Source organism: Streptomyces sp. PH9007, from assembly GCF_059813725.1.
Window position 1 is genome coordinate 5,920,928 of the sequence record NZ_CM187440.1, and the last position, 12,756, is coordinate 5,933,683.

Sequence of the window (12,756 nt, forward strand, 5' to 3'; positions counted from 1 at the left end):
CGCCGCCGCCGGGCGGGCCGGGGTCACAGCGCCGAGGCCCCCTGCGCGTCGCGCAGCGGAATGCCCAGCTTGGTGGTGTACGCCGACAGCACCAGCCTGCCGATCGCCGGGTAGGCGCCCAGCGGTTCGGCCATCGCACAGCCCGCCTCGTCGGCCGCCGCGGCCAGCAGGCCGTCCGGCACCTCGGGCCCGATCAGGCACGGGGCCAGCGCCAGTTGCTGCGAACCCGCCTCGATCAGCTGGGCCGCCACGTCCGCGACCGAACCCGCCTCGTCCAGCGCCGCCGCCAGGACCGGCACCGCCAGCCGCGCCGACAGCAGCATCCCGGTGATCCCGGCCGCCTGCACGGCCTCCTCGCCGCCCACGGTGGCCAGGATGATCCCGTCCGCCGCGGTCGCCACGGTGAACAGCCGGGCCCGGTCCGCGCGCGCCAGATCGGCCTCGGACAGCCGTACGTGCACCCCCTCGGCCAGCAGCGGGTGCGGCCCCAGGACGTCCGTCAGCTCCGCGCCGGAACCGCTGCTGAGCACCGCCTGCCGGATCCCGCGCAGCTGGGCGCTGTCGGGGCCGGCCAGCAGCGGGACGACCACGGCCGCGGGCTGCTGGTCGGCGTCGTCGCGCTCGGCCGCCACCCCCGCGAGCACCTGGCGCAGCGACGGGAACTCCTCGTCACCGTCGTGGCTCTCGGCGAAACCCACCCTGGCGTCGAGCCCGGGCAGCTCGGAGCGGGCGATGCTGGTCACTTCCTCGGCGATGCCACGGCCGACCGCCGACGGGGTACCGGGAACGGCAAGCACCAGCACCGGCGCGCCCTCGGGCGCGCTGACGGGCTCCGGACGGCGGTGGCGTCCGGGCTGGCGTGGTCTCGGCATTCGTACGGGCAGGCCGGTCCCGTGCCCAGTGGGGGAGCTCATGTCGCCGCATGTTAATGCCTTGATGTGGTTGGCTGTTCGGCCGGGGCCTCCCCCTCGGGGTTTGTCCGGAAAAATCCCGCGCCTGCGTGTGACCCGGTCAACCCAGCTCCAGGAGCCCCCGATCGGGCGGCAGCCGCAGCCCGCCGGCCGCGATCCGGCCCGCGATCAGCAGTGCTCCGGCCAGCGGATCACCCGTGGAGCGGGTCACCCCGGCACCGGGAAGCAGCCGCCCGAGCTCGGCGCGCACGGGCCCCAGCAGCGGCTCACCCATCCGGAACAGCCCGCCGGTCAGCGCCACTTCGCCGTTCGCGGGCGCGACCGCCGCCGCCGACCGCGCGATCTCCCGGGCCGCGGCCGTCACGATCCCCGCCGCCACCTCGTCGGTACCGGCACAGGCCGCCACCTCGGGCGCGAAGGACGCCAGCACCGCCGCCCGGTCACTGCGCGGATACACCGCCCCCGGCAGCCCGCCGGCCGGCCCGAACATCAGCTCCGCGCGCTCCAGCAGCGCCGCCGAACCGCCCGTCCGTCCGTCGTACGCCCGCAGCGCCGCCGCCAGCCCGTGCTGCCCGATCCAGGCCCCGCTGCCGCTGTCGCCCAGCAGATGGCCCCAGCCGTCCGCCCGCCGCCAGCGCGCGCCGTCCATGCCCAGCGCGATCATCCCGGTGCCGGCCGCCACCACCGCGCCCGGCCGTTCGCCCAGCGCCCCCGCGTAACCGGTGACCGCGTCCGCCGCCAGCGCCCAGCGCCGCACCCCGAACTCCCGCCCCAGCGCCGCGGGCAGCCGTTCCCGCAGCTCCGCGCCGAGGGTGGCCATGCCGGCCGCGCCCACGCACACCGCCGTGACCCGCGCCGCCGCCCCCGCCCGCGCCAGCAGGCTCCGGGCGGCCGGCAGCATCCGTTCCAGCAACTGCTCCGCGTCGATCCCCGAGCCGCCGGTCCGCACCGGCCCGTCGGTGACCGTCTCCCATCCCGGCTCCACCTCGCCGGCGCCGGTCACCCCGGCCAGCGCGATTCGCAGCCCGGAACCGCCAGAATCCACCCCCAGCACCCAGCCCCCGGCGGGGCCGCTCACGGCAGCGTCCAGTCCACCGGCGCGGCGCCCTGCTCGGCCAGCAGCGCGTTGGCCCGGCTGAACGGCCGGGAGTTGAAGAAGCCGCGGTCCGCCGACATGGGGGAGGGGTGCGCCGATTCCACGCTGGGCACCTGGCCCAGCAGCGGGCGCAGATTGCGGGCGTCACGGCCCCACAGGATCGCCACCAGCGGCGTGCCGCGCGTCACCAGCGCCCGGATGGCCTGCTCGGTGACCTCCTCCCAGCCCTTGCCGCGGTGGGAGGCGGGGGTGCGCGGCGCCACGGTCAGCGAGCGGTTCAGCAGCAGCACCCCCTGCCGCGTCCAGGGCGTGAGGTCACCGTTGGAGGGGCGGGGCAGCCCCAGGTCGGTGTGCAGTTCGCGGAAGATGTTCTCCAGGCTGCCGGGCAGCGGGCGCACCTCGGGCGCCACCGAGAAGCTGTGCCCCACGGCGTGCCCCGGGGTGGGGTACGGGTCCTGTCCCATGATCAGCACCCGCACCTCGTCGAAGGGCTGGGTGAAGGCCCGCAGGACGTGCTGCCCGGCGGGCAGGTACGTCCGCCCCTGGGCGATCTCCGCGCGCAGGAAATCGCCCATCGCGGCGATCCGGTCTGCCACCGGGTCCAGGGCCTTGGCCCAGCCCGCTTCCACAATCTCATTCAACGGTCGTGCTGCCACGGTCCGTTACCCTACTGTCCGGGACCGACACCGCGCGCCATGCCCGAAGCGTCCCTCACGTCCGTACGAGCGGTGCTCACACCGCCCGCTGGTACTGCGGCGGCACCCCGTGGTGGCTCACGCCCAGGTCACGGGCGGCGCGGTGCGGCCAGTACGGGTCGCGCAGCAGCTCGCGGCCCAGCAGGACGGCGTCGGCCTCGCCGTTGCGCAGGATCTTCTCCGCCTGCTCCGGTTCGGTGATCAGGCCCACCGCCGCCACCGGCAGGTCCGTCTCGGCCTTGACCCGGGCCGCGAACGGCACCTGGTAGCCGGGGCCGGTGGGGATCCGGACCCCGGGGGCGTTGCCGCCGGTGGAGACGTCCAGCAGGTCCACCCCGTGCTCCCGCAGCAGCGTGGCGAAGCGCACCGTGTCCTCCGCCTCCCAGCCGCCCTCGGGCAGCCAGTCGGTGGCCGAGATCCGGAAGAACACCGGCAGGTCCTGCGGCCACACCGCGCGCACCGCGTCCACTACCTCCAGGGCGAACCGGGTGCGCCCGGCGAAGTCGCCGCCGTACGCGTCGGTGCGGTGGTTGCTGAACGGGGACAGGAACTCGCCGAGCAGATAGCCGTGGGCGCCGTGCACCTCGACGACCTCGAAGCCGGCCCGCAGCGCGCGCCGGGCCGTGTCGGCGAACTGTCCAATGATCTCGTGGATCCGCGCGGTGCTCAGCTCGGTGGGCACCGGGTGATGCTCGTCGAAGGCGAGCGGGGACGGGCCGACCGGCTGCCAGCCGCCCCGCTCCGCGCTCAGCGGCCGGCCGCCGAGCCAGGGCCGGTCGGTGCCCGCCTTGCGCCCGGCATGGGCGATCTGGACACCCGGGACGGATCCCTGCTCCTTGATGAACGCGGTCAGCGGGCGCAGCGCCGCCTCCTGCCGGTCGTTCCACAGCCCCAGGTCGGCCGGGCTGATGCGGCCCTCCGGGCTGACGCCGGTGGCCTCCAGCAGGACGAGCCCGGCGCCGCCCGCCGCCCGGGCGCCGTAGTGCACCAGATGCCAGTCGCGCACGGCTCCGGTGTCGGGTCCGGAGTCCGGGGCGGAGTACTGGCACATCGGGGCCATCCAGACCCGGTTGGGCAGGGTCAGCGACCGCAGGGTGAAGGGCTCGAACAGGGCACTCACGGCAGGCTCCTCGCGGGGGGCTCGGACAGGGGGGAAACGGTGGTACGGCAGCCATCGTAGTACGACGCTCATCAAAGTACGATGCCCCTCGTATGATGGACGCATGAACCCCTCTGCCCCCGCGCCCGTCACCGTCGCCGGCCGCACCCTGGACCACCCGGACCGCGAACGGATCCGCCTTGATCAGGTGCTCCAGGCCCTGGCCGACCCGCTGCGGCTGTCCGTGCTGCGCCGGCTCGCCGCCGCCGGTCCCGGCGCGGAGCTGTCCTGCTCGGACTTCGACCTGCCGGTGAGCAAGTCGACCAGCACCCATCACTTCCGGGTGCTGCGGGAGGCGGGGCTGATCGCGCAGACGTACCGGGGCACCGCGAAGATGAACGCCTTGCGCGGCGCCGACCTGGAGCAGCTGTTCCCCGGCCTGCTGGACGCCGTCCTGGCCGCGGCGGCGCGCGAACGCGCGCGTTAGAGGAGCGCCTCCATCCGGGCGATCTCCACCCGCTGCGAGGCGCCGATCTCGGCGGCCAGCTCCAGCGCCGCCCCGTCGTTGCCCTGCGCGGAGACGTCCGCCGCCATGGTCAGCGCGCCCTCGTGGTGAGCGATCATCAGCTCCAGGAACAGCGCGTCGAACTCCGCGCCGCGCGCGGCGCGCAGCCGCTCCATGTCCGCCGCGCTCGCCATCCCCGGCATGTCCGCGCCGTGCTCCCCGTGCCCGTGCCGGGCGCCGTCCCCGGCCTGCTCGCCGCCGGCGTTGCGCAGCAGCCAGGCGCGCATGATCTCGACCTCCGGGCCCTGGGTCGCCGCGATCCGGCCGGCGATCCCGCGTACCGAGGCATCGTGGGCGAACTCCCCGGCCAGATCGGTCATCTCGATGGCCTGTTCGTGATGGCCGATCATCATGGTCATGAAGGCGTGATCGGCGGCGTTCGGGGCCGTGCCCTCCTCGGCCGCCTCGCGCGCCTCCTGCGGGGATATGGTCCGCGCGTCCTCGCCCGGCCGGCCCGGCGCGATCACCGACGCTTCCTCGGAGTGCCCGGTGTCCCCGGCGGCCGCCTCACCGCCGGTGCAGCCGGTGAGCGCCGCCGCGGCGAGCACGGCGATCAGGGATACGGCCGTCGCGGCACCCTTGACAGGACGGCGGGCGCGAAGAGTTGACACAGAGTCCTCCTGATGCGCGAGTGCATCATCAGCCAATACGGAAAGATGAATGATCTGTTTCCCATATTGATCTGTACATGCACGTCGGGATACTGATGACATCCGTGAACCGGTCAACCCCACGTAACACCGGAACGGATCCCGGGAGGATTCCAGTGACATCGTTGCACAGACCCCGCGTGCGACGCAGGCGGCTCGGAGTGACCATGGCGGCCCTCGCGGGCCTGCTGGCCACCTATGCCCTCAGCGGAACAGCCCTCGCCACCCCCGATGCGGGCGACAACGCCCCCGAGACGCAGGAGATCACCGCCGACCAGTCCCCGCGCCTGGAATCGGCGGGCGGCAGCGGCGAGATACCCGGCCTGGGCGAGATCGTCCACACCCCCAACGTCACCCACGTGGCCAACGTCCCCAAGAACGCCCTGCAGTCCACCAACTCGGACATCTCGTTCCAGGGCAACTACGCCTACGCCGGCAACTACAACGGCTTCGTCATCCACGACATCTCCCGCCCCAGCAAGCCGAAGATCGTCGCCGAAGTGCTGTGTCCCGGCGGCCAGGGCGACATCTCCGTCAGCGGCGACCTGCTCTTCCTGTCCGTCGACTCCTCGCGCAGCGACGACTCCTGCAACAGCGTCTCCCAGTCGGCGACCATCAAGGATTCCTGGGAAGGGATCCGGATCTTCGACATCAGCGACAAGCGCAACCCCAAGTACGTCTCCGCCGTCGAGACCTACTGCGGTTCGCACACCAACACGCTGGTGCCGGACGGCAGGAACGTCTACCTGTACATCTCCTCGTACTACCCCGACGCCTCCTTCCCCGACTGCCAGCCGCCGCACGACGGCATCTCCATCGTGAAGGTGCCCCGCAACGCCCCCGAGCGCGCCGAGGTCTCCAGCTTCGAGGTGCTCTTCCCCGACGGCGGCTTCCCCGGCAGCGACCGCGGCTCGGCCACCACCGGCTGCCACGACATCACCGTCTACCCGAGGCTGAAGATCGCCGCCGGTGCCTGCATGGGTGACGGCATCCTCATGGACATCTCCAAGCCCGCCAAGCCGCGTGTCATCGACCGGGTCCAGGACGCCGAGCGCTTCGCCTTCTGGCACTCCGCCACCTTCAGCCAGGACGGCAAGAAGGTCGTCTTCACCGACGAACTCGGCGGCGGCGGCGCGGCCACCTGCAACGCCCGCATCGGCGACGAGTACGGCGCCAACGGCATCTACCACATCACCGGCAAGGGTGACCGGCGGCGCCTGGAGTTCCAGAGCTACTTCAAGATCCCGCGCTACCAGTCCGACACCGAGAACTGCGTCGCCCACAACGGCTCGCTCATCCCGGTCCGGGGCCGCGACATCATGGTGCAGTCCTGGTACCAGGGCGGCGTGTCCATCTGGGAGTTCACCGACTCCGGCAACCCGCACGAGATCGGCTACTTCGACCGCGGGCCGCAGAGCAACGAGACCCTGACCTTCGGCGGCTCCTGGTCCGCCTACTACTACAACGGCTACATCTACTCCAACGACCAGGCGGGCCTGGACGTCCTGCGCATCGACGACCCGCGCACCAACGGCGCGCGCGGCGTCAAGCTCACCGAGCTCAACGCCCAGACCCAGCCCAGTTACTGGTGAGCACCGCTACGAATGAGCACCCTCACCCGATGACATGAGCACCCCGCCGGGCGGTTCACCGCCCGGCGGGCACCCCCGCTCCCACTCCAGCCCGTACCGGGCGAACAGCTCCGCGCGCAGCCGGTGCCCCGGCATCGGCGCCCCCGGCAGCAGCACCGCCACCACCGCGCCCATCAGCAGCGCGCGCAGCATCCGGTAGTCCGTGTCCGGATCGGCGGCACCGTAGCGCACCATCGTCTCCCGCAGCAGCGCCGCCAGCCGCTGCTGCTCGGCGCACTGGACGAACCCCTCCTGCTGCAACAGATGCGCCATGTGCGCCCGCATCAGCACCGGCCGCCGCGCCGCGAGGCCCAGGATCGCGTCGATCGCCCGTGCCAGCAGCTCCCGGCCGCCCGCCGCGTCCGCGCACGGCGCCGGCTCACGCTCCAGCGCGGCGGCGAGCGTCAGATGCATCTGCCGGTGCACGGCGCTCTGCAACAGTTGCCGTTTTCCCGGAAAGTAGTACGACACCAGACCCCGGGCCGCACCGGCCCGTTCCGCGATGTCGCCCAAGGTCGTGGCCTCGTAACCCCGCTCCCCGAACAGCTCGGCGGCCGCTTCGAGCAGCCGCTCGCGCGAGCGCCGCCGCAACTCTTCATTGACCGATGCGCGGCGAGGGGACATGCTGGACTCCCGTTGACTGGCTCACAGCCAATATACTCAGCGAGGACGCCGGACATCCGCCCCGGGGGCGGAGCCCTGTCCGGCACGGACCGGTGGTATCGGGCGGCGCGGGGGACCGCCCGATACCGCCACCACCACGTCAGTCCACCAGCTCCAGCACCGGCAGCAGACCGTCGGGACGCTCGGTCACCGGCAGGTGCTCCACCAGGTGCAGGGCACATCCGATCGCCGTCGCGCCCCCGTCCGCCCGCTGGTTGTCGCCCACCATGAGCGTGTTCCGCGGCAACAGACCCAACCCGGCACAGGCGATCTCGAACAGCCGGGGATCCGGCTTCACCAGCCGGTGCTCGTAGGACAGCACCCAGGCGTCCACGTACCGGTCCAGACCGTGCTCGCGCAGCACCGGACGCAGATCCCAGCCGATGTTGCTCACCACCGCCACCCGCACCCCGCGCTCCCGCAGCCCGGCCAGCACCGGCTCCGTGTCGGGGTAGGGGCGCCAGGCGTCCGGCTCCATGTGCCGCTCGTACAGCGCGTCGTACAGCCCGGGCAGCGGCAGCGGTACGCGCCGGGCCAGCCCCGTGTACAGCGCCCGGTGCCCGGAGGGATCCCGGTCCCGCTCGCGCCACAACTCCGCCAGCTCCTCGGGCACCTCACGCGGCGCGCCCCCGCCGGGCAGCGCCCCCGCCTCCTCCAACTCCTGGGCGAGCCGCCGCGTCTCGCCGTCCGGCATGTCCACCCCGGCCCGCGCCAGGACGGTGCTCAGCCAGCGCTCCGCCGGTTCGATGCGCATGAGGGTCCCGGAAAAATCGAAAAGCACACCCTTGATCGCCATCCCCCGATCCTCCCCCACCCACCGCGCCCTCCCTCCGCGCCGCACGGGTGGGGACCGCTGACCGTACGCCCGGTCGCGGGCCGCCCGGGCCCGGGGCTCAGCCGCCCAGCGCGCTCAGGCCCGGGGCGAAGGCCAGCAGCAGCGGCACGGCCGGCACCAGGGCGGCGATCGCCGTCAGCCGCAGGCGCCGGGCCGGGGTCAGCCGCCGGGACGGCGTCAGCAGGCGATGGACGCGGTGCGGCAGCTGCGCGCGGTGGGCCGGGGAGGCGAAGACCCCGCGGTCTTCGTTCAGGCCGACCAGCGCCAGCGCGGTCGTCAGCCCCCCGAACCGCCGCGACGCGGCGTCGTCGGCCGCCAGCTCCACCAGCCGGTGCACCTGGTCCCGGAACCCCGCGAACACCGGCACCCGCGGAAAACCCTCGGCCAGCGCGCCCGCGCAGTGCACCAGCCAGTGATGGCGCGCCCGCGCGTGCCCGTCCTCGTGCGCCTGGACCGCGTCCAGCTGCCGCCCGCTCAGCCGCCGCAGCGCCGCCGTGGTGATCACCAGCCGCCGCTCCGCGCCGTCCGTCAGCAGCCAGGCGTCGGGCCGCTCGCTCTCCAGCACGATCAGCCGTTCCCCGGCACCGTTCCCCGCGCCGCCCTCACCCGGCAGCAGTGGCGCCCGCTCCCGCAGCCGCGCCCGCCGGGCCCGGCGCGCCGCGCGCGCCTGCCGTACCTGGAGGGTGAGCATCACCGCCGTCCAGATCCCGCCCGCCGCCAGCAGGACGGCCAGCACCGCCGCCCACAGCTGACCGTCCGGCTGCAGCGCGTACGCCTCGATCACCGGCGCCGGGGCTGGCGCGAAGACATGGCCGCGCACCCCGTGCCAGGCCGCCGCCCCGCTGAGCGCCATCGCCAGCACACAGCACAGCAGCACGGCCGCCACCACGCACTGCCACACCCACAGCGCGAGCACCGGTTCGCGGTCCGGCCAGGAAACCCTGGCCAGCACGCGCGGCGCCGTCGCCGCGGCGAGCCCACCCAGCACCAGCAACGCGAGCGCGATCACCATGCCCGTCAGCCTAGAGGCCGCCCCGCTCCCGCCCGGCGCCGGGGTGATCTGTCCCACACCGTCCTCACATGGACACCAGCATCACCAGCATCCCCAGCGACAACGCCAGCCGGCAGCCCGCCGCCACCTCCGGCGACCGTTCCGCAGGCTCCGCCCCGCCGCCGGCCACCGGACCGGCCCCCGCCGCCACCGGCGCGGGCGGCACCGGCACCACCAGCGCACCCGTGCGCAGCGCGTACAGCGCGAAGTACCCCAGCAGCACCCCGGTCAGCACCGGCACGCCGCCCGCACCGTGTCCCGCCGGGCCGAGCATCGCCAGCCCCATGTACACCATGGCCAGCGCCTCCACGACGTGGTGGGCCCGGTGCGCCGGCCGCGCCCGCAGCAGGGCGGACCATCCCGCCAGCGCGCCGAAGAACACCACGTACGCCTGCCCCGGCGCCGCCGCTCCGGCGCCCGGCACCGCCATGAACGCCATGCCGAGGCCCATGGCCCCCTCGACGCCCGCCGGCCGCCGCGCTCCCCGCCCAGGTTCCGCCGCCGCCCGGTACAGGCAGTACAGTCCGGTGCTCCCGCACAGGGCCACCAGCAGCCACCCCACCACCACCGGTCCCTCGTGCATCGCACCCCTCCCGATGTCCGCCCCCCGTTCCCTGCCCGCGCCGCCGCAGGGCTACGACGGCGCACGGAAGCGCGGGGGAGCGCGGGGAGTGCGCGGCGGGCACGCGCGTACGATGGACCGCTGTGACAGCAGCAGCAGAACTGGTCTTCGCGACGGCGACCGAGGCCGATGTGCCCGCGCTCGTCGCCCTCGTGGAATCCGCCTACCGGGGCGAGTCCAGCCGCGCGGGCTGGACCACCGAGGCGGATCTGCTGGACGGGCAGCGCACCGACCCCGAGGGCGTCCGGGAGGCCATCGGCGACCCGGACGGCCTGGTGGTGACGGTCGCCCTGCCGGAGGACACCGGCGCCGGGACCGCCCCGCTGCTGGCCTGCTGCCAGCTCCAGCACCGCCCGGCCGCGCAGGGCCCGGGCAGCGCCTACTTCGGGATGTTCGCGGTGAGCCCCACCGCCCAGGGCGCCGGCATCGGCGCGGCCGTGCTGGCCCACGCCGAGCGGACGGCTCGTACCGTCTGGCGGGTGGAGCGGATGGAGATGCAGGTGATCACCGCCCGCGCCGACCTCATCGCCTGGTACGAGCGCCGCGGCTACACCAGGACGGGGGAGCGCACCCCGTTCCCGTACGGCGACGAGCGCTTCGGCCTCCCGCGCCGCCCCGGCCTGGAATTCGAACGGCTGGTCAAGCCGCTGGGCGGCTGAGCTCCGCCACGATCTCCGGCCGGTCGGTCACCACCCCGTCCAGGCCCAGCTCGCGGACCCGCGCCAGATCCTGGTCGGTGTTGACCGTCCAGCTGATCACCTCCAGGCCCAGCGCCCGGCACCGGTCCACCGCCTCCCGCGTCAGATGCGGCAGCTCCGCCGAGACCAGGTCCGCGCCCAGCTCCCGGGCCCGTTCCGCGGCGGTGTCCGTGGAGCGCCCGGTGACCAGGCCGATGGACTGCTCGGGCAGCAGGCCGCGGACGGTGCGCAGCGCCTCGTCGTGGAAGGAGATCACCCGCACCCGCCCGGCCAGCCCGCGGGCGGTGATGACGGCGGCCAGCGCCGTCGCGGCGGCCGGGTCCTTGATCTCGGCCTGCAAGGGCAGGGCGACCGCCTCGGTCACCTCCTCGAACAGGGGCACCCGCTCCCCGAGCCCGGCGTCCAGTTCGCGCAGCGCGTCGGCGGTGTGGTCGGCGACCGGCCCGGCGCCGTCGGTGGTGCGGTCCACGTCGGCGTCGTGCATCACCACCAGCGCGCCGTCCTTGCTCAGATGCAGATCCAGTTCGATGACGTCCACGCCCTCCCGCTCGGCACGGACGAAGGACCGCAACGTGTTCTCCGGCTCCACGCCCATCAGCCCGCGGTGCCCGACGATCATGAGTGACATGGGGCCACCGTAGCGGCGCCCGGTGACGCCCCGCTGAACACCGCGCGAGGCTCCCCCGACACCTCCAAGGACAGGAAAAGTTTCTGTCTAAACATGCTGCCACCGCATAATTTCCGGGATCTCGGCTTGATCGACAGACCTTCCCCGGATACGGTGCTAGTACGCGAGGATCTTTTGTGGAGGAGTGATCATGCCGGAAACCCTGGCCCCCACCACCGCCGAGGAGTATCCGCCGACCCCGGCGGCCCGCGTCGTGGACCACCCGGCCTGGCCCCGGCTCAAGCACGCCGTCGAAGCCGTACGCCCCGCCCAGTCGCGGGACGGCTCCATCGACTTCGACGCCGAGTCAGCCCCGTCCCGCGCCGCCGTCGAGCGCGAGATCGAGCGCGTCATCACCGAACTGCGGACTCTCTCGCCCCTGTTGCCGCACGACGCCGCCTACCACCGGGCGCTGGAGAGCGACCTGCGCCGCTGGGCGGACGAGGGCTTCGGGGTCCCCGACTTCCTCGACTCGCTGCTCGCCTTCCGGCCCGCCGAGCACCGCGCCGACGGCCTCCAGCACCTCGTGCTGTTCCCCATGTACACCCAGAACGGCAACCCCGACCGCAACCTGGAAGCCGTCGTGGTGCGCGTCGTGTGGCCCGAGTGGCTCGCCGAACTGGAGCGCACCCGCTACGACAACCCGATGTTCCTCGGCATCACCTTCGAGGACTTCACCCCCGGCTACGACACCAACTCCGCCGTGCTGTTCCCGGAGACCATTGCGGTCCGCGAGGCCCCCGAGCGGTTCAGCTGGGGCGGCATCTTCTGCGACCGCGAGGCCGCCCGCTTCCGCAAGGTCGTCGCCGCCGCCGGCGAGGTCACCAGCCTCGCCCTCCCCGAGGACGCCCAGGGGCTGCTCACCGACCAGGAGCGCACCCAGCACACCTTCGTCCTGTGGGACATGATCCACGACCGCACCCACAGCCACGGCGATCTGCCGTTCGACCCCTTCATGATCAAACAGCGCCAGCCCTTCTGGATGTACGGCCTGGAGGAGCTGCGCTGCGACCTCACCGCCTTCCACGAGGCGGTCCGGCTGGAACGCGAAGGGCTGCCCCAGGCCCGCGACGTCCAGTACGCCGTCCTGCTCGACCGGATCTTCCGCTTCCCCGTCACCGGCGCCCGCAACCGCAACTACGATGGCCTCGGCGGCCAGCTGCTGTTCGCCTACCTCCACCAGAACGGCGCGCTCCAGTGGACGGACAACCGGCTCAGCATCGACTGGGAGCAGGCCCGCGCCCTGACCGTGCGGCTGCGCGAGGAGATCGAGACCCTGTACCGGCTGGGCATCGACCGCCCCAAGATCGTCCACTGGTTCAAGGCGTACGAGTTGGTCAGCGCCTACCTCTCCCCGCACCCCGGCTCGACTTGGGCCAAGGGCCCCGAGGCCCTGGACCTCACCCAGCCCCCGCGCAAGCTCGTCGACGACGTCCTGCCGGACGAGTTCCCGCTCAGCCTGTTCTACGAGGCGCTGGCCAAGAAGCTCCGCAAGGTGATCGAATCCACCCGGGGCATCACGGCGGACACCCCCGTCCGACAGGCGGCCTGACCGGGCGCCGGGCCATGATGG

Annotated in this window: 14 protein-coding genes; 4 read left to right on the forward strand and 10 right to left on the reverse strand. The window is 73.3% G+C overall.

The features are described 5' to 3' along the window. Positions 1-23: 23 nt before the first annotated feature. The 4 genes from ACTFAP_RS26980 to ACTFAP_RS26995 all read right to left on the reverse strand — a co-directional run bounded on the left by ACTFAP_RS26980 (position 24) and on the right by ACTFAP_RS26995 (position 3,822). A complete protein-coding gene (locus ACTFAP_RS26980; protein ID WP_390120883.1) occupies positions 24-914 on the reverse strand; it encodes a sirohydrochlorin chelatase in 891 nt (296 codons plus the stop codon). 97 nt (positions 915-1,011) lie between these two features. Further along, positions 1,012-1,989: a BadF/BadG/BcrA/BcrD ATPase family protein gene (locus ACTFAP_RS26985; RefSeq protein ID WP_495682736.1), complete on the reverse strand. Its 978-nt coding sequence runs from the start codon at positions 1,987-1,989 to the stop codon at positions 1,012-1,014. Beyond that, complete coding sequence (locus ACTFAP_RS26990) at positions 1,986-2,663, reverse strand: uracil-DNA glycosylase (protein WP_500467659.1); 678 nt, start codon at positions 2,661-2,663, stop codon at positions 1,986-1,988. The genes ACTFAP_RS26985 and ACTFAP_RS26990 overlap by 4 nt, the downstream gene beginning before the upstream one ends. A gap of 76 nt (positions 2,664-2,739) precedes the next feature. Then, complete coding sequence (locus ACTFAP_RS26995; RefSeq protein ID WP_495682737.1) at positions 2,740-3,822, reverse strand: oxidoreductase; 1,083 nt, start codon at positions 3,820-3,822, stop codon at positions 2,740-2,742. Positions 3,823-3,925: 103 nt separating this feature from the next. On the opposite strand from ACTFAP_RS26995, the gene ACTFAP_RS27000 reads away from it, so the two are divergent. Beyond that, complete coding sequence (locus ACTFAP_RS27000) at positions 3,926-4,288, forward strand: ArsR/SmtB family transcription factor (protein WP_364241367.1); 363 nt, start codon at positions 3,926-3,928, stop codon at positions 4,286-4,288. Here the strand turns inward: ACTFAP_RS27000 and ACTFAP_RS27005 are convergent. Continuing rightward, complete coding sequence (locus ACTFAP_RS27005; RefSeq protein ID WP_500467660.1) at positions 4,285-4,977, reverse strand: DUF305 domain-containing protein; 693 nt, start codon at positions 4,975-4,977, stop codon at positions 4,285-4,287. The two genes, ACTFAP_RS27000 and ACTFAP_RS27005, sit on opposite strands and share 4 nt — an antisense overlap. A 206-nt stretch (positions 4,978-5,183) precedes the next feature. Here ACTFAP_RS27005 and ACTFAP_RS27010 point away from each other — a divergent pair, with 206 nt between their 5' ends. Continuing rightward, positions 5,184-6,608, forward strand: coding sequence for an LVIVD repeat-containing protein (locus ACTFAP_RS27010; RefSeq protein WP_500467661.1), 1,425 nt, complete (start codon positions 5,184-5,186; stop codon positions 6,606-6,608). A gap of 6 nt (positions 6,609-6,614) precedes the next feature. Here the strand turns inward: ACTFAP_RS27010 and ACTFAP_RS27015 are convergent, their stop codons facing one another. The 4 genes from ACTFAP_RS27015 to ACTFAP_RS27030 all read right to left on the reverse strand — a co-directional run bounded on the left by ACTFAP_RS27015 (position 6,615) and on the right by ACTFAP_RS27030 (position 9,779). Further along, on the reverse strand, positions 6,615-7,271 hold the full coding sequence (locus ACTFAP_RS27015; RefSeq protein ID WP_495682740.1) for a TetR family transcriptional regulator: 657 nt from the start codon (positions 7,269-7,271) through the stop codon (positions 6,615-6,617). A gap of 139 nt (positions 7,272-7,410) precedes the next feature. Beyond that, the gene (locus ACTFAP_RS27020) at positions 7,411-8,106 is read right to left on the reverse strand and encodes an HAD family hydrolase (RefSeq protein ID WP_500467662.1); all 696 of its coding nucleotides are present in this window, start codon (positions 8,104-8,106) and stop codon (positions 7,411-7,413) included. Positions 8,107-8,203: 97 nt separating this feature from the next. Further along, entirely contained in the window at positions 8,204-9,157 is a 954-nt protein-coding gene (locus ACTFAP_RS27025; protein ID WP_500467663.1) for a M56 family metallopeptidase, read from the reverse strand. 64 nt (positions 9,158-9,221) lie between these two features. Next, positions 9,222-9,779 carry a DUF5134 domain-containing protein gene (locus ACTFAP_RS27030; RefSeq protein ID WP_500467664.1) on the reverse strand — a complete coding sequence of 186 codons (558 nt, stop codon included), beginning with the start codon at positions 9,777-9,779 and terminating at the stop codon, positions 9,222-9,224. 122 nt (positions 9,780-9,901) lie between these two features. On the opposite strand from ACTFAP_RS27030, the gene ACTFAP_RS27035 reads away from it, so the two are divergent. Next, a complete protein-coding gene (locus ACTFAP_RS27035) occupies positions 9,902-10,477 on the forward strand; it encodes a GNAT family N-acetyltransferase (RefSeq protein WP_495682743.1) in 576 nt (191 codons plus the stop codon). Here ACTFAP_RS27035 and ACTFAP_RS27040 read toward each other — a convergent pair. Continuing rightward, positions 10,458-11,144, reverse strand: a complete 687-nt coding sequence (locus tag ACTFAP_RS27040) for a glycerophosphodiester phosphodiesterase family protein (RefSeq protein WP_495682744.1) — start codon at positions 11,142-11,144, stop codon at positions 10,458-10,460. The genes ACTFAP_RS27035 and ACTFAP_RS27040 overlap by 20 nt on opposite strands. A gap of 190 nt (positions 11,145-11,334) precedes the next feature. On the opposite strand from ACTFAP_RS27040, the gene ACTFAP_RS27045 reads away from it, so the two are divergent. Then, a complete protein-coding gene (locus ACTFAP_RS27045; RefSeq protein WP_500467665.1) occupies positions 11,335-12,735 on the forward strand; it encodes a DUF6421 family protein in 1,401 nt (466 codons plus the stop codon). Positions 12,736-12,756 lie beyond the last annotated feature (21 nt).

Coding starts and splice junctions, on each gene's coding strand:
- ACTFAP_RS26980 (WP_390120883.1), bottom strand. CDS start 914: ATGAGCTCCCCCACTGGGCACGGGACCGGCCTGCCCGTACGAATGCCG.
- ACTFAP_RS27000 (WP_364241367.1), top strand. CDS start 3,926: ATGAACCCCTCTGCCCCCGCGCCCGTCACCGTCGCCGGCCGCACCCTG.
- ACTFAP_RS27010 (WP_500467661.1), top strand. CDS start 5,184: ATGGCGGCCCTCGCGGGCCTGCTGGCCACCTATGCCCTCAGCGGAACA.
- ACTFAP_RS27015 (WP_495682740.1), bottom strand. CDS start 7,271: ATGTCCCCTCGCCGCGCATCGGTCAATGAAGAGTTGCGGCGGCGCTCG.
- ACTFAP_RS27020 (WP_500467662.1), bottom strand. CDS start 8,106: ATGGCGATCAAGGGTGTGCTTTTCGATTTTTCCGGGACCCTCATGCGC.
- ACTFAP_RS27025 (WP_500467663.1), bottom strand. CDS start 9,157: ATGGTGATCGCGCTCGCGTTGCTGGTGCTGGGTGGGCTCGCCGCGGCG.
- ACTFAP_RS27030 (WP_500467664.1), bottom strand. CDS start 9,779: ATGCACGAGGGACCGGTGGTGGTGGGGTGGCTGCTGGTGGCCCTGTGC.
- ACTFAP_RS27040 (WP_495682744.1), bottom strand. CDS start 11,144: ATGTCACTCATGATCGTCGGGCACCGCGGGCTGATGGGCGTGGAGCCG.
- ACTFAP_RS27045 (WP_500467665.1), top strand. CDS start 11,335: ATGCCGGAAACCCTGGCCCCCACCACCGCCGAGGAGTATCCGCCGACC.